At 59.3% G+C, this 19,228-nt stretch carries 9 protein-coding genes; 4 read left to right on the top strand and 5 right to left on the bottom strand.

All coding sequences use genetic code 11. The annotated features are described in order from the left end of the window. Window positions 1–62: 62 nt before the first annotated feature. From iolG to KTAU_RS19650, 5 genes are all read right to left on the bottom strand, one after another. Window positions 63–1,082, bottom strand: a complete 1,020-nt coding sequence (iolG, locus tag KTAU_RS19670; protein WP_151729970.1) for an inositol 2-dehydrogenase — start codon at window positions 1,080–1,082, stop codon at window positions 63–65. A 124-nt stretch (window positions 1,083–1,206) separates the two neighbouring features. Beyond that, complete coding sequence (locus tag KTAU_RS19665; protein ID WP_228026550.1) at window positions 1,207–2,157, bottom strand: TIM barrel protein; 951 nt, start codon at window positions 2,155–2,157, stop codon at window positions 1,207–1,209. A gap of 170 nt (window positions 2,158–2,327) precedes the next feature. Continuing rightward, complete coding sequence (gene iolD, locus KTAU_RS19660) at window positions 2,328–4,214, bottom strand: 3D-(3,5/4)-trihydroxycyclohexane-1,2-dione acylhydrolase (decyclizing) (protein WP_228026549.1); 1,887 nt, start codon at window positions 4,212–4,214, stop codon at window positions 2,328–2,330. Window positions 4,215–4,393: 179 nt separating this feature from the next. Beyond that, a complete protein-coding gene (gene iolC / locus KTAU_RS19655; protein WP_151729969.1) occupies window positions 4,394–5,440 on the bottom strand; it encodes a 5-dehydro-2-deoxygluconokinase in 1,047 nt (348 codons plus the stop codon). Between the two features lie 340 nt (window positions 5,441–5,780). Next, window positions 5,781–6,854: a LacI family DNA-binding transcriptional regulator gene (locus KTAU_RS19650; RefSeq protein ID WP_228026548.1), complete on the bottom strand. Its 1,074-nt coding sequence runs from the start codon at window positions 6,852–6,854 to the stop codon at window positions 5,781–5,783. A gap of 163 nt (window positions 6,855–7,017) precedes the next feature. On the opposite strand from KTAU_RS19650, the gene KTAU_RS19645 reads away from it, so the two are divergent. The 4 genes from KTAU_RS19645 (at window position 7,018) to KTAU_RS19630 (ending at window position 19,059) form a co-directional block, all read left to right on the top strand. Further along, window positions 7,018–7,917 (top strand): SPL family radical SAM protein, encoded by a 900-nt coding sequence (locus KTAU_RS19645; RefSeq protein WP_151729967.1) that lies wholly within the window; start codon window positions 7,018–7,020, stop codon window positions 7,915–7,917. 244 nt (window positions 7,918–8,161) lie between these two features. Then, the gene (locus tag KTAU_RS19640; protein ID WP_151729966.1) at window positions 8,162–12,139 is read left to right on the top strand and encodes a serine/threonine protein kinase; all 3,978 of its coding nucleotides are present in this window, start codon (window positions 8,162–8,164) and stop codon (window positions 12,137–12,139) included. Between the two features lie 21 nt (window positions 12,140–12,160). Further along, window positions 12,161–13,873 (top strand): methylation-associated defense system protein MAD7, encoded by a 1,713-nt coding sequence (gene mads7 / locus KTAU_RS19635; RefSeq protein ID WP_151729965.1) that lies wholly within the window; start codon window positions 12,161–12,163, stop codon window positions 13,871–13,873. A gap of 29 nt (window positions 13,874–13,902) precedes the next feature. Further along, window positions 13,903–19,059, top strand: a complete 5,157-nt coding sequence (locus KTAU_RS19630) for an ATP-binding protein (protein ID WP_151729964.1) — start codon at window positions 13,903–13,905, stop codon at window positions 19,057–19,059. The last annotated feature ends 169 nt before the right edge of the window (window positions 19,060–19,228 follow it).

Raw genomic sequence — 19,228 nt, 5'->3', positions numbered from 1 at the left:
CTTTGCTACCGAAGACCGCTCCTTCATCACTTTGCCGCCTTCTATTGGCAGGCGTCTGTCGTTCAGGCTACTTCACGCAGGGAGACTGGGCGATGTTCCCGCAAAGAGCGCTGGGCTGCCAGAGCAATGGCTACCGGGGCCCGGCCATCATGGCCACTGACAGGTACGGGCCTGTCGTCAAGGACAGCCTCGACAAAGGCTTGCAGCTCGGCAGCAAAGCTTTCGGCGTAGCGCTCTATAAAGAAATGCAGGGGAAGATCACGCCGCACGCTATGGCGGTCGCTGACCACCGCTGTATTGGGATAGGCATTGTCGATGGCAATGCAGCCCTCACTACCGAACAGCTCGACACGCTGATCATAACCGTAGCTGGCGCGGCGGCTATTGCTGATCGTAGCGATTGCTCCATTGGCGAAACGCAGCATTACAGCGGCGTGGGCCACGTCCCCAGCCAGGGCAATGTCTGGCTCGTTCAGGGCATGGGCCAGGGCAAAGACCTCTTCGACCTCACTGGCAAGCAAGAAGCGGGCCGTATCGAAATCGTGGATCGTCATATCAAGGAATAGGCCGCCGGAGACTCGAAGATAGGCCACCGGAGGGGGAGCGGGATCACGGCTTGTAATGTGGAGCATCAATGGCAAGCCAATCTCCCCTTGCTCAACAGCCTGCCTGACGCGGCGGAAATGAACATCAAAGCGGCGATTAAAACCTGTCTGGAGCTTGACCCCCGCTCGCTCGACGGTGGCCAGTGCCCGATCAATCGACTCCAGGTCGAGAGCCAGCGGCTTCTCACAGAAGATATGCTTCCCGGAGCGAGCGGCTTCCTCGATGAGCTGAGCATGAGTCGTTGTCGGCGAGCAGATCAGGACAGCCTCGATCTGCGGGTCTGCCAGGATCTCTCGATAATCTGAGCAGAAGCGAGGTATGTCGCACTCGCGGGCACAGGACTCGGCGGCCTCAGCACAGGCGTCGGCCACGACCAGCAAGCAGGCTCGTGGAAGTCGTGTTGTCAGGTGATGAGCATGGAGGCGTCCGATTCGTCCGGCGCCGATCAAGCCAACGGTTAGCTGTCTAGCAGTCATCCCGTTATCCTTTCCTATCCTCTTGTCTGGCTGCTCGTGGCTGGTTTTGGTTAGCAAGCTGACAGGTGTTTCTGAACATCGGCATGTGGGTGCTTCTCCATCTTGGAGAAGGATAGCAGCCGGCCTAGAGACCAAGATCACGTAAGTACTGGCGATTGCGCAAAGCGCTGAGATAGGGGCTGCCCATACTGGGCAGCACATCCTGCTCGACGACGATCCATCCCTGATAGCCATGCAGCTGGAGCCAGGTTACCACCGTAGGGAATGGAACCGCTCCCTGTCCTAGCTCACAAAAGAGGCCGTGGCGCAGTGCAGTGAAGTAGTCCCACCTCTGGGTACGAGCCTCCTGGGCCACTGCTGGCGAGCAGTCTTTAAAATGAACATGCCAGATCCGCGAATCAAAGCGATGGAGGGCCTCCTCGATCAGCCCCGGCTCATTGCTGCCGCTGCCGTAGAGGTAGTGGCCAGTATCGAAAGCCAGGCCGATGACGTTCGGATCGGTCAACTCTAGGAAGCGAGCAATCTCTTCTGGTGTTTCCACATAACCGGCGCAATGATGATGGAAGGCTGTGCGTAGTCCCGTGGTCTCGTAGACCATGCGAGCAACGGTCTCGCTGTTACGAGCGAAGATGCGCCACTCGCGAGCGCTTAATCCCTGGCTGGGGGAAATGCGTCCAGCGCAGGACGTCCGGAGGGGATCACACCCATTCTCATCGGCCAGGAGCAGCAGAGGTCTCCACGTAGCTCCGCCGATCTGGGACACTGCAGCGAGCAAGTTGGCAATACGCAGGGCCTGATCCAGGCCAGCCCGCAGCGCGCTCGTCTCTCTCAGCATCACGGGAATAAAGGCCGCCACAAGCGTCAACTCGCGTTTCTGTAGTTCTGCGGCCAGCTGCTCTGCCTCGGTGGGCAGGTAGCCCCAGTCTCCTAACTCGGTCCCTTCATAGCCAGTGGCCCGCAGCTCATCCAGCATCTGTCTCCAGGGGATAGCCAGCCCCTGCTTCTGGGTCTCATCGAACTCCAGCATCCCCCAGGAGCAGGGAGCGTTGGCTATGCCGATCTTCTCCATTGCCATTTCTACCCGCCTTGTAGCTCAAGCAAGATCAGCCATAGATCAGATATCTACCTGACAGTCCCCGCTTCGATGCTACATGGCTCTCACCATGCGTTGGCGGAGCCTTCTTCGGCGCCTTACCTTCCCAGGGCGGAAGGCGCAGGATCAGCCAGGTACTCCGTATTCTATGACTATAAGAAGTACCGTTCTTCAGCGCGCATTGTCTCCCACTCACGGCGAGCCGCCTGGACCTGGGGACTAGAGCTTACCTCAGCCACGGCCACATCCCACCAGCTTTCATAAGAAGGCACACTCTCATAGCGGTCGCACGGTACATAAATCACCGTTGTGCGGTCCAGCGTGCGAGCAGTTTCCAGGGCGGCCACCACATCGGCGGTATCGCGGCAGCGGATCACATAAGCGCCCAGGCTGCGGGCGTTCTCCGCTAGATCAACGGGCAGTGGCACCACCTCGAAGCCGGCCTCATCGCCGGGCAGGCTTCCATTGCGAGGATAAGCATAGCGCGTCCCAAAGCCGCCCTGGCCGAGCGAGCGGCTCAGCGAGCCGATACTCTTGAAGCCCTGGTTATCGAAGAGCACGATCACCAGCTTATAGCCTTCCTGGATCGAGGTCACAATCTCCCCGTTCATCATCAGATAGGAGCCGTCGCCGACCAAGACATAGACCTCCCGTTCAGGGGAGGCCATTTTTGCTCCCAGGCCTCCTGCGATCTCGTAACCCATGCAGCTATAGCCATACTCCAAGTGGAACTGTTTTGGATGGCGTGAGCGCCAGAGCTTATGCAAGTCGCCTGGCAAGCTTCCGGCGGCACAGACCACGATTCCATCGGGAGAGCCGCATTCATTGACAGCTCCAATCAGCTCGCCCTGCGAGGGAAGTGGCCCATGACGCATGCCGTAGAGGCGCGAAACCTCAGCCTCCCACTCGCGATGCAGGTCTTCGGCACACTGTCGATACTCGGGCGCCACTTGATAGCCTGCCAGCAGCGGCAGCAGCTCCTCCAGCGTCGCCCGGGCATCGCCCACCAGCGAGAGCGCCGAGTGCTTCGCCGCATCAAACTCCGATACATTGATATTGACAAAACGTACCGCCGGATGGCGGAAGGCAGTCTTCGAAGCCGTCGTAAAGTCGCTATAGCGCGTTCCAATTCCGATAATCAGGTCGGCCTCGCGGGCCAGGCGATTCGCCGCGAACGTACCCGTTGCGCCGATTGCCCCCAGATTAAGAGGATGATCAAAGCGCAGGCTGCCCTTCCCAGCCATCGTCTCAGCTACAGGAATTCCCGTCTCGGTCACCAGGCGTTCCAGCAGCGTCCAGGCTTCAGCATAGATCACGCCGCCACCCGCGATAATCAGCGGGCGCTGGCTGGCTCGTATCCAGGCGACGGCCTCGTCCAGTCGTCGGCGATCAGGCCGTGGGCGAGGCACATGCCAGACCCGCTTGCGGAAAAACGCCTCCGGATAAGTGTAGGCCTCCGTCTGCACATCCTGGGGCAAAGCCAGGGTCACTGCTCCTGTCTCCGCTGGACTCGTCAGCACACGCATCGCTTCGGGCAGAGCCGTCAGCAGCTGCTCCGGGCGCGTGATACGATCCCAGTAGCGGCTCACTGGCTTAAAGCAATCATTGACCGAGATATCCTGAGTATGCTCTGACTCCAACTGCTGCAACACTGGAGCCACATTGCGCCGAGCAAAGAAATCTCCGGGCAGCAAGAGCACAGGGAGCCGGTTAATGGTAGCTGTGGCGGCGCCGGTGACCATATTCGTAGCCCCCGGTCCAATCGAGGAGGTACAGGCAAAGGTCTGCAGGCGGTTCTTGACTTTTGCATAGGCGATGGCCGTATGGACCATTGCTTGCTCGTTGCGAGCCTGATAATAACGAAAATCCGGTATCTCCTGGAGGGCCTGGCCAATGCCTGCCACATTGCCATGACCGAAGATCCCAAAGCAGCCCGCGAAAAAAGGCTGCTCTACGCCGTCACGCTCTACATACTGATTGCGCAGAAAGGCAACCAGCGCTTGTGCCATTGTCATGCGTCGGCCAGCATGCTCACTCATCGTTCTCCTCCGGGCAGTCAGCTTGCTCACAGTCAACGAACGCGCTTGCAGGAGAGCGCCCAGGGCAGCAGGATCAGGCAGAAGCCACTGCCCTCCTCTTGCGCTCCTTGTTCCACTTCCGTTCCCTACTGGCGCTGCCCTCCACTTCTCTCCAGTTCATTCCAGTTCAGCTGCCTCACCTAGAGGCCACCGTGTTCCTCGACGAAGGCCATCACCTCAGCATAGGTCGGCATAAAATCGGCGCAGCCATGCCGTGTTACCAGGATCGCACCGCAGGCGTTGCCCAGACGCGCGGCCCGATACCAATCCCAGCCTTGTAACAAGCCATAGAGCAGACCAGCGGCAAAGGCGTCACCGGCGCCCAGAATATTCTGGACAGGCACCGGGAAGCCGGGCACCTCCAGGCAGGACGGAGAGCCGTTCGCCTCGCCGGATGGTGCCTGGTGGACTCGCGAGCCACGAGCGCCGCGCTTTTCCACCAGCGTCCGCGGACCCCGACGTAGCATCTCACGGATCGCCTCTTCGACATCACCGCTCACCCGGGCATCTGAGATCTGAGAGTGTGCCACCTGCACCTGCCTGGCATCGCGCAGCATCGCTGCTTTGATCTCATCCTCGGTTCCGATCACCAGATCGACCAACGGCAGCGCCGAGCGAAGCGCCACGCCGAAGGCGCGCTGATCATGCCACTGGTCGGGACGATAATCGATATCCAGGACCACCATCGTTCCTTGCTCGCGAGCCAGCTCGGCAGCAAAGAGGGTGGCGCTGCGACTGGGCTCCTTGCTCAGACCGGTGCCGGTGATTAGTAAAATACGTCCTTCCCCCAGCGGCGTTGCCAGGACGTCGTCGATCGTCAGTTCAATGTCAGCACAGTGATCGCGATAGTAGGTGAGCGGGAAACAATCTGGTGGCTGGATGCCCAGCACTACGGCGCTGCTCCGATAGCCTGGCTTGCGCACCACGTAACGCGTCTCTACTTCCTCGCGGGCCAAGAAATGGAGAATAAAATTGCCCACCTGATCATCGCCAACGGCGGTTAGCAGCGCCGAGCGCAACCCCAATCGTCGGGCCCCGACACAGATGTTGGTAGGACAACCACCGACGTAGGCGGCAAAACTTTTAATTTCCTCAAACGGCGCTCCGATATCGTTGGAGTACAAGTCGAGAGAGGAGCGCCCTATGGCAACGAGGTCATAGGCTCTCTGCCGCTGTTCTAGCTCCATCGACGAGCCTCCTGTGCGATCTGATCTTCCTTGACCGAATGGACATCCTCACTCTCGCAGCTTTGTCCCAAACAAGGAGAGGCTGACCCAGCCCCACGCCACACTAGTGCATTCTGGCCTGCCGTCACTCCATACTCCGCCGCCACCACCTTTGATCTCAAGTCGCTTGCTTGTTCTGTCCTACGGACAAGCGCTTGTAAGGCCAGATGATGGACTACTCTCCGGCCACTCCGTCTATCCATTCGATCTCACCCTGCCTGGAGATGAATGCGGGTCCGCCAGACGGTCGCCCTGCCTTCTGCCTGTCTGCCTTTCTTTCATCCGCTCCGCCCACCACAGGCTACGAGGCGGGCGGCGGAGCAGTGCTTTCACGCACCACCAGCATCGGGGCGAGGACATGATTGCGCCCCTCCTGTTCATGCAGTAGATCGAGCAAGACCTGCATCGCTAGGCGCCCAAGCTCAATACGCGGCTGACGTACCGTGGTTAAAGGGGGGCTAATATAGCTGGCCATCTCGATATCGTCGAAGCCAACGACACTCAGCTCAGCAGGGACCGCCAGGCCACGACGGTAGCAGGCCATCAGGATTCCGATGGCCATCATATCATTCTGGCAGAAGACAGCAGTCACTCCCGCATCGAGCAGGCGCTGAAGCGCGCGGCGCCCACAAAGGACATCTTCCTGGGGGGAAGCTTCTTCTGCCGCCATGATCGCCACCCACTCCTCGCGTGGCACCAGGCCGGCGCTAGCCAGAGCGGCCTGATAGCCTTCCAGCCGTTGGCGGCAGGAGCGCGGGCGACTATGTGTGCCTAGATAGCCAATGGCGCGATGACCAAGAGCGAGCAGATGCTCAACTGCTAGCCGCGCCCCGAGCAGGTCATCCACCGCCACCCAGTGGAGCAGCTCGTACTGCGACTCAGCCTGGCTGTTGATCAACACCGTCGGTACGCGAATCTGATCAAGTCGCTGCTTATATTCCCCCGTGATGCGCGAAGAAGCCACCAGAATGCCGTCAACACGCCGACGATGGAACGTCTCGATCACCGCAATCTCCTGCTCAGGATCGTTATGCGTGGCGCTCAAGAAGACGCTTAGGCCAGCCGAGCGTGCGACCTCCTCGACCCCGCGCACAACCTCACTCAGGAAAGGATCGGCAATTGAGGTTACCGCCAGACCAATTGTGCTGGTGCGCCGTGTTTGCAAACTTTGGGCGATCGCATTGGGTGTATAGCCCATCTCCAGCGCCAATTGTTGGATACGCTTCCGCGTCTCTTCACTGATCAAGGGGCTGTCGCGTAAGGCGCGCGAGACGGTGGTATGGGAGACACCGGCCACTCGCGCAATATCGGCAATGGAGATTTCACGCGAGCGTTTCGCTCCAGCAACTCGACTTGTGGCAGATGAGCTGCTCACTCTGCTTCTGTTCCTCCTGCTTCCCGATGACAGCCGCTCTGGCTTTGGTTTTGCACACGTGTGCATTAGCAGTATAGTGGATGGCCTGGGTTGCTGTCAAGGGGGATTTGCCGCTTTTTTTTGCCGGCAACAGAAGTTTTTATCCGAGGATGTGCTATCCTGAATGAATGGGCGAGTTTGTGCTTACAATCAGGGGGAAACTATGCATGTCTCTAGTGTGGAGGCCAGCGGCATCCTTACACCGCAGCATGGGGGTTTTTTGGCTGCACCTCCCTATCCGTTTACGCATGCCTTGTCCGCTTATACAGGCTGCGCCTATGGCCAGACAGCGTGTGGCCAGTATTGTTATGCGCGCTTCTTGCCAAACTGGAAGACTGCTGGCCTGGGTGTTCCCTGGGGTCTGGCTGTGCAGGTGAAAATCAATGCCCCGCTGCTATTGGAGCAGACACTGGGTCGTATGTCCCCCGAGCGACGGCGTGGTCTGCGCATTTTTATGAGTACCACCACCGATCCATACCAGCCGCTTGAGCGGCGCTATCAGGTAACACGCCGCTGTCTGGAGGTCTTTGCTTCTTACCCTGACCTTGATTTGTTAGTGGTGCAGACGCGCTCACCACTGGCCGAGCGCGACCTCGATCTACTGCACCAGATTCCCTATGCCTGGCTTTCGGTGACGATCGAGACGGATGATATGGCCTATCTGCGCCAGTTGGGCGGTGGGCCTGCGCTGGAACGCCGCTGGCAGCTGATACGCCAGGCCAGTCGCCTGGGAGTAAAGACACAGATTACAATTAGCCCTTGTCTGCGTTTTACTGATGTCGAGACCTTTGGAGGTCAGCTCCTTGAGAGCGGTGCACGTCGTTTGGTGGTGGACACAGTTGAGGGCGACGGCGCAGGCGGTGAGCGCACGGCACGCACTCCTTTTGCACACCTGGAACCGGCTTGGCAGAACACGCGACCCGCACATGCTCTTTACGCCTACCTGCGTCTGCATGGGCCTAGTCGCGGCCTGGCTGTCGGTTGGGGCGCAAGCGGCTTCTGCGGTATCGCTCCCCGCTCCTAGCCTCCTCCTTTTCACTGCCGTTGCGCACCAGCTAGCAAGGGCCTCGGCTCTTTGAGGCGGACCTGCGCTGATGGTGTAGAAAATGGATGCTTGCTCGCCAGGAGAAAAACATGCTATAATCCGACATCTCTTTTGCAGCCATATGATGGCAATATCACACTGCAATGAGGGCTATTTGGCAAGAGATGCTATGCGTCGTTACTGTCCCGGTCTCTCTTTGACCAAGGAGTAAGGAGGCGCACCTGTGGCTGAGTTGATCAGTACGAGCGACTTCGCAAGCGAGGGAGAGCAGCGGGCAGCTGCGGCCTTGCGCCAGGGGTTGCCCGCCTCGTGGCTGGTGATCTGTAATAAGGTCTTTCCAGCGAAGAATGGGAAATCCTTCGAGATTGATTTTCTAGCAATAGGCCAGCGCTGGATCTTTGTGATCGATGAGAAGTCCTGGCAGGGTCCCTGGCGGGGCAACGAGGAGTTCTGGACTCGGGCCGATGGGACATCAGAGCGGAGTCCGCTGGCAAAGGTCGATTACGTGGCTAAGGTGGTGGCCGGCTCCCTGCGAGAAAAAATCCCTTCTCTGAGGGGGAACGAGCACTTTGTGCACGGCGTTGTCCTCCTCTCTTCGCCAACTGCTCAGCCGATGATTCACGATGTGCGAGCTTCGACGGCCCTTTTTAGGCTGGACGAGGTGTGCGAGCGCCTGCAGGAGTTAGATGAACACCAGGGCAATCCTTTGGTCGGTCAGTTGCATTCGCTGCTGAGAACTACGCTGACGGGCCTGCCCGCGCGCCCCAAGCTTCCACGTCAGATCGGTGACGTGCTTCAGATTGAGGAGGCAGAACAGGTACGTCCGAAGCTCTACCGCTGCCGCGCGCTCGAGAAGGTTTCTGGGACCAATCGACCTCGCATTGTTATGCTCTATGAGCTTGATCTCGATCCACTAGAACGTCAGGAGGCGCAGGAATTCTATACGCGCACGTATAAGGCGCTGGAGCAATTACAGCCAACGGGCCTGGTGCCGCGAGCCGAGACCCCTTTCCCTTGGTCAGATAGGTTTATGGTGGTAGCTATTGTTCCACCCGAGGGCGAGGGCCGTGCGTTGAGCGCTCTGCCGCTGCCGGAGACGCGCGAGGAGTTTCTGAAAGACCTGCAAATGGCGGCAATAGCCTTTAAAGGGTTGGCCCAGATCCATGATCAGGGCGTCCTTCATCGCGCGTTAACTCCCGCTGCGCTCATGGTGCAGTTTCCAAAGGGTCAGCCGCCCCGTGTGCTCTTCACCGACTTTTATGCAGCGCGCGTCAGCGGTATGTCCATTGCGGCGAAGCTCGATAAGACCGCAGTCGACGACCCCTACGCTGCCGAGGATGTGCTTATCGGCTACGAGTTCGCGACACGGCAGACGGATACCTTTAGCCTGGCACTGGTGATGCTTGAGCGCCTCTCCGGTACTCCTATTTCCCTGCTGCGCCCGACAGTCAATGAGCCACCACGTCTGCCCGATGCCCCCCGCTGGCGGTCTTTCCTTCCTCCTGAGCCATCGGCAGCCTTGTCAGAGCTTTTCCGCTCAGTCCTGCTGCCTTCGCGGGAGGAGCAGCCCCCCAGCGCTGAGGAGCTGGCTCAGCGCCTGGAAGAGATCCTACGCCAGGCCCAACAGCCCCAGGTCAGTGAGCTTCCTCAGACCCTGGTGAACGGCAAGTTTATCGTCCACCGCTTGCTCGGCCAGGGAGCAATGGCCCGTACGTATCTGGTGAGCGAGAAAGACCAGCCAGGGCGGGGACAATTGGTGCTGAAACAGTTCCTGCAGCCAACTGAGGCCCATGATCATGCAATTCAAGAATACAAGGCTTTAAAAAATATAAAGAGCAAGTATTTTCCGGCCATCCAGGAGCCAGGGGAAGATCCTCATATTGCGATGGAGTATATCCCTGGCCCGACGCTGCAGCAGCTCGAAGGAGAATTTCCCTGGCCTCTAGAGCGCTGGTGGCCCTTCGCCCAGGACCTGCTGAAGGCCCTGGCGACGCTAGAGGAATATGGCATTCTTCACCGCGACATCAAACCTGCCAATATTATTCTGCACGAGGTCGATAACCATCCAGTCCTGATCGATTTCGGCTTTGCCATCCGGCGAGGCGAAGAGCGTAGCCTGGCTGGTACGCCGCTCTATCTGCCGCCCGAGGCGCTGACTGCTGCCAGTCCGCCCGCCGATTGCGATCGCTATGCGGCTGCTGTCGTGCTTTTTAAGATGTTGACAGGCCAGTTGCCTTTTACCTACAGCACGGAGGGGCAACGTATTCTGCGTCCTGTAGAGGACTTGCCAGGTGCTGATGAGCATGTGCAGCGCCTGGCTGCCGTGCTCTTGCGCGCGCTTGATCCCGAGCCCCAACAGCGACCTGTCAGCGCTCGTCAGTTTCTGGCAGAGTTGGAACAGGCCGAGCTGGCAGCAGTGGTAGCGGCAGAGGAGACAATGCCGGTCCTTGAAACTGGTCAGGAACGGGAGGCGCGAGTCAATCCCTGGGTGGAGCAGGTGCGCGGTCTCTATCGCAAGAGTGCCAGCGGAAACGCCGACAATCGCGGCCTGGACAGCGACTTTGTGCGTCAGACCTACGTAGAGACGGACCTCGATCGGAAGCTGCTGCCGCTTGTGCTGGCCCGGCGCCCGCTCGCGCTTTTCCTCTCGGGCAATCCTGGCGACGGCAAGACGGCTTTCTTGGAGCAGGTGCGCCAGAAGCTGGTTGAGCTAGGCGCCAATCCCGTAGCAGAGCGCTCCGATCAAAGCGGCTGGGAGCTGGTCTATCAGGATCATGTCTTCCGTAGTTGCTACGATGCTTCTGAGGCCCACGGCGGGTTGAGCGCCGATGAGCAGCTTACGCGCCGGCTCCAGGAGTTGGAAGGCTCCGAGCGTCCAGCGGCAGCGCTGACAGTGCTGGTGGCTATCAATGATGGTCGTCTGGCCGATTATTTTGAGCGCTACGGTGAGCGCTTTAGCTGGTTGAAGAGGCAGCTGAGTCGCGCCCGCCGCAGTGAGTCGCTGCGAGAGCAAGAGGTCTGGCTGGTCGATTTGAAGCGACGCGCTTTTGTGGCCTTGCCCGGCGAGCAGGCGCGGGAGCGCTCGCTCTTCCGCCGCGTGCTGGATAGCCTGGTGGCAAAGGAGCACTGGACGATCTGCCAGTCTTGCACTGCCGAGGCCATCTGTCCGATTTATCAGAATGCACAGATGCTGCGTCAGAACCGCACCAAGCAGCGGTTGGAATTCCTCTTGTTGCTGCATCATCTGCGCCACCAGCGTCATATGACGATGCGTGACCTGCGTTCGGCTCTGGCCTTTCTGATCACAGGCAATCTGAGCTGCAGCGAGGTGCATGCTGCTCGCCAGGGCGAAGATGGGGGAGCGGCTTTGCTAGAGCGCGCGTGCTGGCAGAGCGCTTTTGCTCCCGTCGAGGTTGACGATGAGCTGCTGCGCGATCTGCGGGCGTTTGATCCTGCACGCTTTCCTCAGCCTCATCTGGATCGCTTCCTGCATTTCCATCAAGGGTCATCAGATGCCCTGCTGCGCGTTGAGTTGATGGCTGACGGAAAAGATTTGCCGCGCCAGCGTTTCCGCGAAGAGCGCGATTGGCTGGCTGCCTGGAAGCGCCGCCTCTATTTCTATGGTCCGCGTCTGGATGATGAGGATCTGCGTCCAGAACTGCCTTCCGTGCGCTGGCCCGATCTTCTGCCTTACCGCTATGCTCTGCTCTACCTGCAGTTGCTGAAAGGTGAACAGGAAGAGTTGGAGGAGACGCGCCGCAAGCTGGCTCTTGGCATTTTGCGGTCGGATGGGATCAACGCCGATTTGCCAGATGGCCATTTGAGTGTGGTGGTGCGCGCTTCGGAGGAGCAGCAGCTGATTATTATGAAGCAGCTCCCGCTGGAGCAGTTCATTCTGGAACCAGTCGGCACTAGCGATAATGAGGTCGTTGAGACCTTACCCGAGTTCCTGGTACTGCGCCATTGCTCGGGAACGCCTCGCCTGGAGATCTCTCTCGATCTGTTTGAGCTGCTGCTGCGCCTGGCGGATGGTTTGCAGCCAGAGGCTCTAGAGCTGCAGCCGCTGCTGGAGGATCTACGCCATTTCAAGCATGCGGTGCTGCTGATGGAAACAAAGGATCTTGTGTTGATCGAGAAAGGTCAGCACCTGCACCACTTGACGCAGCGCGACGGTAAGGTGATCAGAACAGCCATTGCTTGATCCGCTGGAAGGAGGGCCATCGTGAAGGTCAAGTTGCCGAAGGAATTGCGCGGAGTCCGCTTTTCTCTGGTACTGCCCATTGAGTTGAATGATTTCGATATCGAGCTGTTGCTGCCTATCCTCTTCTTTACTATTCTGGCCGAGGGTCGGGGACGCGCTCGTATACCAAATGACCCTCGGACCATCGATGTCTATATTAATAAGCTTAGCCAGCATCCGGCGCTTGAGGGTTTCACCACTCCTCGCGAACGACGTTTGCTGGAACGTCTGGTACGCACTGCCCTGATCACAACCGGGCATACCGGTCGAAAGCGTGAAGCTGAGCAGATTACCTCTATTGTGACTTACAGCATACTTTCTTACAAGCCTGGCTTCCCCAAGGAAGCCAGTCGCCTGCGGAGCGCGGACCTTTTTCTCTACCAGGCGATGCACAGGTACCTGAAAGGCGATCAGGCCCTGCGCCAGTTTCTCAAAGAGATTTTCGGTCGCGGCGTTAAACTCGGCAAGGCGGGCGACCTGGGTGGGGAATACGATGGCACTACTGAGGTAGATACGTTGACGCGCCTCTCGCTGGCCTTTCTCGATGGCTTTGAGAGTGCCCGGCCAGGCTTGAGTCGTGAAAAAGATGCCCACCCCGGAGCCTGTCCCGGACTGACCTACGAGCTAGCGGCTGACCTTGTGCAATATATGTCGGCTTACCACAGGGCGATGCCCATGCCGGCTTTTATTCATCATCTCTTGACCTTGATCAATTTCGAGCTGTTTATCTACACTCTGAAGGTTGTCTACGCGGTGAATGCATTGGTCGCGCAGCCAGAGAGCTTGCCTCCCGCGATGGGCGAGCCTCCGGCCCCATCACCCCCAACCCTCTATGTGGACTTCACCGGCCAGCCTGGCCCCAGCCAGGAGATGGCCCATGCCTGTGTACGCCGCGATATCGAAGCCTACCAGAGCTTTCTCTCGGCGAATCTGCTGCTGCGCCAGCTGCAAAGCTATGTGGAGCAGCTCAGGCGCAACAGTCGCCGTCGAGCTCTCATAGATGGCCTCCTTGGAGGCGCAACCACAGGCCCTCTTTACCTGCAGCGTTTACTGATGCTACGCGACCAGTCCAGTATCTGCGCCGATATTCAGGCCCAGGCCCGTGATGATACTGACAAGATCTTTGAAGAGAATAAAGATCCAGAAGATCCAGAAAGCAAGCTAGCGATAAAATACCTGGATGAGCTGCTCGCCAGTGCTGAGAGCGATTTAGATGGTCTGGTCATCCTGCTGAAAGAAGGCCAGCGCGATGCCACTCAACAGTTTGTTAAGTGGTACTGGAGCACTGGAGGATTGACGCGCACTGAGGGGCTGCTTCGAGGGCAGCACAAATATCGCCCATCCTGGCAATATGCTCCGACCAACGATCTGTTGGCGGTTCTGGTGCAGCTTGCCGCTGCCCGTCTGAATGACAGCGAGAACGGCCTGAATGGAGACCAGAGCAATCATGGTCCCATGCCCATCCGCCTGCAGGACTTCCTGCGCTTCCTCGACGAGCGCTTTGGGCTGCTGGTTGACCGTCCGCCCGCTCCTTTTGTGGGCGCCGAGTATACTGCCGCGGCCCAGGAGAATCTACGGGCGATGCTGCGCCGCCTGCGCCAGATGGGTATCTTCCGCGACCTCTCCGACGACTTCACGGTCCAGCGTCTGCACCCACCGTATGCGGCCACATCCGCGCTAACCAGCTACTACTAAGAAGCATTGAGCCTGGAAAGGGTCTACCTATGGTAATCTCTTCTCCACAGAGCGAGCTGAAGATCGAGCTACTGGCCGAGGCGCTGCTAAAAGAAATCAGGGGGACAAGCGCCGGCCATTGTGCTCGTATTGACTTCCTGGAACTGGACGATGCGCTGCCCCTCTGCCAACGGCTACGCACAAGTGAGCAGGCAAAGCAGGGAACCATGTTCCATATCCTGGCTACTGAACGCCAGCCTGGACCCGACGACTTGCTCTTTATCACACCTGACCGCGCGATTGAGCTACGCAACCGCAAGATTGGACGCTTCTGCCTCTTCATTCCTGCTGGCAGTGTAGACGCTACTGCCAGCTCGCTGGCCAATGCCTTCGCTCCCATCGATGGACGGGCGCTCTATGAGGCCGCCCTCCAGCAGCTACGGCGCCGACTCCAGGAGCACTCTCCCGAGGCCGCCGCCCAGGTTCAAGCAGTTTTTAGCCACCTGCGCCGCTGGCCTGGCTTAAGCTATGAGCGACGCCTGGACTTCGTTATCGCCGTCTACGCCCATGTACAGGATGGCACAGAGGAGACGATTGGTCTGGAGCTCTGGCGCGTCGGCCTCATCAGCGATGCACGCCCCGATTTCGTCAATTTTCTGGAAGTCAATCGGCGCCTGACGACGCTGTTAGCTCGTCCCAAGAAGTTCGATGCCACCCTGGTCGAGCGCGTGCAAGAGCTGAAGGTTGAGAGCACAACGGCCACAGAGCTGCTGCGCTTCCTCCAGGGCAAAGCCCTCAGCGATGTGCATAACTGGTCACGCGCTCTGGTAGAGAAAGAGCTGACGCTCGATCGTTGGGAATTCGTCCAGCATGAAAAGAGCGACCTGCATAAATTTGAGGTCGAATCTTTCGTCAATGCCAAAGGAGCAGTTGAACACTTCTGTCACCTGGCTCAGCCAGACGGCGTTGGTGGTGCCCTGTACGCTTACTACGGAAGCAACGGTGATGTGGTGGTACGCTGGAAGTGCAAGCCAGATAAGCCGCGCAACCTCGGCGGCTGGCGCGTGGCCATCGTGCCCCAGGACAGCGAGCCAGGTTTCCGCGAAAGCCTGTGGGAGCAGGACTTCACCCCTGGGCGACGCAAGGTCACGATCAAGCTAGAGAAGCTGGGACTCGATAGCGAGGAGCTGCCCGATTATCTGGTCTGCGTGCGCATCGCCCCCTTGGGGCCTGACGGCAATGAGATGGTGAAGGACAACGATGGGGAGAAGCAGCTCTATTACGAAGATAGTCTCGCGTTCTACTTGACCCTTGATCCAGCTCACCTTCCTCCCGAGCAGACTCCCCGCGAAAAGCGCCAGACTGTCCCTACCCTTTCCTGGGGACGGCTCAAAGTCGGTAGCGAGGTCCGCGAGACAATCCTGGAGGAAAGCCTGCCCCAATGGCAGAAGGAGCGCGCCTATTTCAGCCTGCTGCTTAATGGCAAGCACCGACTGACGCTGACACTGAGCGAGACGCTGCAGCAGCTGGAGCAGCGCGTTCTGAAGGAACCGGCTCAGGGTGGCTGTTTTCTTCTGGAAGTTGATGATCTGCAGCCCGTCGATGGGGAAGCTATTCAAGCGTTTCAGCTCGCCGCTGGCGAAAGCGAGAGCTGGCAACATTTCTGGCGCCAGCGCGAGCTGTTCTTCCGACGCCTGCGCCAGTCTGAGGGACGCGACCTCATCGAGGTGGCCGATTGGAGCAACAGCCCTGAGCTGGCCGACGCCGCTGTCCGCTACGCCCAGGCCTACCATGACCTGCTCCAGGACCTGCGAGCACGCGCAGCTGATGAGAGCGAAATCAAACAGGCTCTCTCGATTGACAGCCTGCTCATCCGCTTTCTACATCAGCGGCAGGCCGAAGAGGCCCTGGTCATCCTGCCAACCCACCCGCTGCGTGCCGCCTGGTTTGCCGGCTACACCCGGCTGCTTTCCTCCTGGGAGGAGGAGCTGCTGGAACAACAGGAGAGTCAACGCAAACAGAAAGTCGATCTGGAAGCACTGCGCCTGCTTGTCCCGGCCAACGTCCCTCCCTTTGCCTACCACGCCGCCACACCGACGGTCTTCATTTTCTTCCAGAATCTGCTTTTCTTCCACGGAGTGGCGCTTCCCGCCGATGCCCCTGATCCGCATCGGCGCTATACCGACGTCGCTACTGTGCTCAAGGCCAGCCCGGACCAGGCCGTCCCGGGCGATATCCGTCCTGAGCGGCTTGGCGAGCATCTCAAGCTCTTTCAGGCCCTCCATCCCTACGCCAATCCGCTGGTCTTGACGCTGGTGAACCCGGATCGTGGCGCGCTGCTGGGCGAGGCCCTGAAGGGTCTGGCCCCCTCGCAAAATGAAGCGGAGGAGACAGAGCTACCAGTCGGCACCCTGCCCCTGCTCCAGATCACTTCATACAGCGAAAGCTGGCAGAGCGGCACCTTGCAGACTCTGGCCCAAACGCTGCAACAGCATGGCAACTGGCTCTTCCGAAACGCAGGCTACCAGACGGACCATTTCCTGCCGGCCCTCTCAACCACCGCCCGCCCGCTGCGCCTGTTGCAGGAAGGAAAGCAAGAGCCACCCGAGGCTCACCTGGCCATCGTCAGCGACCTGATGCGTCCTCGCGTCGTTGCGACGTCGACGCCGGGCGCGTCCTCGCCGAGCAGCACAGTTAGCAGCTTCTCCCTCTATGGTCTGCTCGCACGCTTTATCTCCCAGTTCAGCCAGGAGAACGGTACCTTGCTCTGGCGCTACCAGATCAACACCTTCGGCGGTAAGCCCCTTCCTCACCCCGAGGGACCACGCTATAGCGAGACACTGGTCAATCTGCACACAGCGCTTCTGAAAGCCGGTGGCTACTTACTCAGCGGTAGAGCGGAAACTCAGCCCACTCTGGAGGTCGCGCTCACGGACGAGCGCCGCGCCCTGCTGGAGAAGCTCCATCAAAGGACGAACTGGGTCATTACTCTGGACCGCTTCTTTACGCTGGACTACTACGACTCGCCCCACTTGCCCGGACTGGAGGACATAGCCCGTAAGTATGTACTGGACTATTCGCCTGAGTTCACCGAAGGGCTGGGCCATCGCATGATGGTGACCACCTCCTGGCACCAGGAAATCAGCTCGATGCTCGCCCAGGCTATGGACGAGTTGGGCTTCTCGCAAATCGAGGAGAGTGTCAGCCACCTGCTGCACTACTTGAAAATCATCTCGGGACGTCTGGCATTGGAAGCACTGGAGTCCCCAACCAGCACCGCCGCCGCCGTGGGGCTAGGCGTGGTCACAGCCTGGCTCCAACGCCAGGGCCGCCTCAAGCAGGCCGTCCTGCTACCCGTTGACCTCTACCCGCGTATCTTCTCACCGAACAGCACAGGGCAACCCGTCCAGAGCGAGCGCCGCTGCGACCTGGCACTCATCACCCTGAAGCGGAACATTGTCGAGACGACCTTTATCGAGGTCAAGTGGCGTCGCGGCACCGCCCCACTTGAGCGCCTGGCCGCCGATATGGCCTTGCAGATGGAAACGACCGCTGAGACGATGCGTCAGCGCTTCTTCGATCGTCAGCAGCTCGATGGCGCCCTGCAACGCGCCTATCTGGCCAATGTCCTGCGCTTCTACTTCGAGCGCGCCCGTCGCTACCAGCTTTTCAATCCCGAAGCCGAAGGCACTTTCTTGGAAAATCTGGCCCGCTTCGAAAAAGAAGAGCTGGCCTTCCGTCCCAGCTATGAGGGCTATATCGTCAGCCTTGAGAGCGAGCCTCGGAAGCAGCCGCTGATCATTGGAGACGCCCGCATCCGTCTGCTGACTGCCAGCGACTTCCAGAATCTGCCCGAACTTTTACAGGAGCCAGCCCTCAATCTCGAGGAAGAGGCCCTGGTCTCCGAGGAGTGGGCAGAATGGGAACCACAGACGCCTTTCGTCGAGTCTGAAGAGCAGCTGTCAGCAGCCACTCCTTTAGGAAAAGGAGATGCATTTACTGCAGAACCAGCGGGCCGGCCAGCCGCTGAGCCTGGTCTTCTACCCAGACTTGAGCGGCAGTTAGAGAAACTCAGCAGGACAGAAGCAGAGAACACGCTGCTCATTCGCACCGGCCAGAAAGAGAGCCAGATGGCAGCCGGGCCTGTCTCTATGTCCACACGCATTCAGCTGGGGCAGGCCGCCAGTGGCCCAGTTTACTGGAAGCCGGGCATCCAGGGTAGCCCGCATCTCTTCATCCTGGGTATCCCCGGACAGGGGAAATCGTGGACAATTGAGCATCTACTGAGTGCCCTAAGCCAGCAAGGCGTCCCGGCCCTGGTGCTGGACTTCCACGGCCAGTTTGCCGATCCCCAGGGGCGCTACTTCCAAAGCGTTCACCCGCAGGTTCTCGATGCAACGAAGGGCCTGCCTTTCAGCCCCTTTGAATGCAGCGTCTCCGGTCCAGCCTGGCGATCCAACGCCCTGGCAATTTCCGAGATCTTCGCTCAGGTCGCCGGGCTTGGAGAGATGCAACGCGATGTCATCTACACGGCTATCCGTGACGCCTACCGGGTCCACGGCTTTGAGGATGAACTGAGTGCCCAAGAACGCAGCGCGTTGACTTATCCTTCCCTCTACGAGGTCTTCCATCGTATTGAGCGACTGGAGCAGCAGCGCCGGGTGGGTCACGTGACCGCACGCTGCCGGCCATTGCTGGAAATGGACCTCTTCCAACCCGCAGAGTCCCCTGTCAATCTCTCCTCGCTGATCGGGCATGGACTGGTCATCGACCTGCATCAGCTCTACGCGGAGCTGCTGCAGCTCAGCGCTGGCGCCTTCCTCCTGCATAAGATCTACAAAGACATGTTCCACTGGGGTCCTGCCGAGCGGTTGCGGCTGGCCATCGTCCTGGACGAGGCCCATCGCCTGGCCAAGGACAAGACCCTGCCCAAGCTCATGAAAGAGGGACGCAAGTTCGGCATCTCAGTGATCGTCGCCAGCCAGAGCCTGGGCGATTTTCATCCCGAGATTCTCAACAACGCCGGCACACGCATCATCTTTCGCCTGAACCATCCCGAATCGCGCAAAGCCGCGGGCTTCATCCGCGCTGGCCAGGCCAACCAGGTCGCGGAGCGGATCGAGCAACTGAGCGTCGGCTCTGCCTACGTTCAGACCCCCGAAATGCGGCAGGCCCTGATTGTGCGTATGGGAGCTGGCTCCTCATAAACAAGCTGCTGCGTCAAGGGCGGGAGGAATAACGGACAGACGGGCCCTGTGGCAGCAGGAAAGCAGGCTTACAAGGCTGCTCACCAGCTACCAGCAGGACCCGCCTGCAGTCTGCTCCCTCCCCAGCAGCCGCGGAGCATATCCTTCCGATTGCGTTCGCGACAGATCC

This window comes from Thermogemmatispora aurantia, assembly GCF_008974285.1.
Taxonomy (GTDB): Bacteria; Chloroflexota; Ktedonobacteria; order Ktedonobacterales; family Ktedonobacteraceae; genus Thermogemmatispora; species Thermogemmatispora aurantia.
The sequence above is the reverse complement of the archived record's forward strand: the minus strand, read 5'-3'. Positions and strand labels throughout refer to the sequence as shown.

Excerpts from the sequence above, each read along its gene's own strand:
- iolG (WP_151729970.1), bottom strand. The coding sequence starts at position 1,082 with ATGACTGCTAGACAGCTAACCGTTGGCTTGATCGGCGCCGGACGAATC.
- KTAU_RS19665 (WP_228026550.1), bottom strand. The coding sequence starts at position 2,157 with ATGGCAATGGAGAAGATCGGCATAGCCAACGCTCCCTGCTCCTGGGGG.
- iolD (WP_228026549.1), bottom strand. The coding sequence starts at position 4,214 with ATGAGTGAGCATGCTGGCCGACGCATGACAATGGCACAAGCGCTGGTT.
- iolC (WP_151729969.1), bottom strand. The coding sequence starts at position 5,440 with ATGGAGCTAGAACAGCGGCAGAGAGCCTATGACCTCGTTGCCATAGGG.
- KTAU_RS19645 (WP_151729967.1), top strand. The coding sequence starts at position 7,018 with ATGAATGGGCGAGTTTGTGCTTACAATCAGGGGGAAACTATGCATGTC.
- KTAU_RS19630 (WP_151729964.1), top strand. The coding sequence starts at position 13,903 with ATGGTAATCTCTTCTCCACAGAGCGAGCTGAAGATCGAGCTACTGGCC.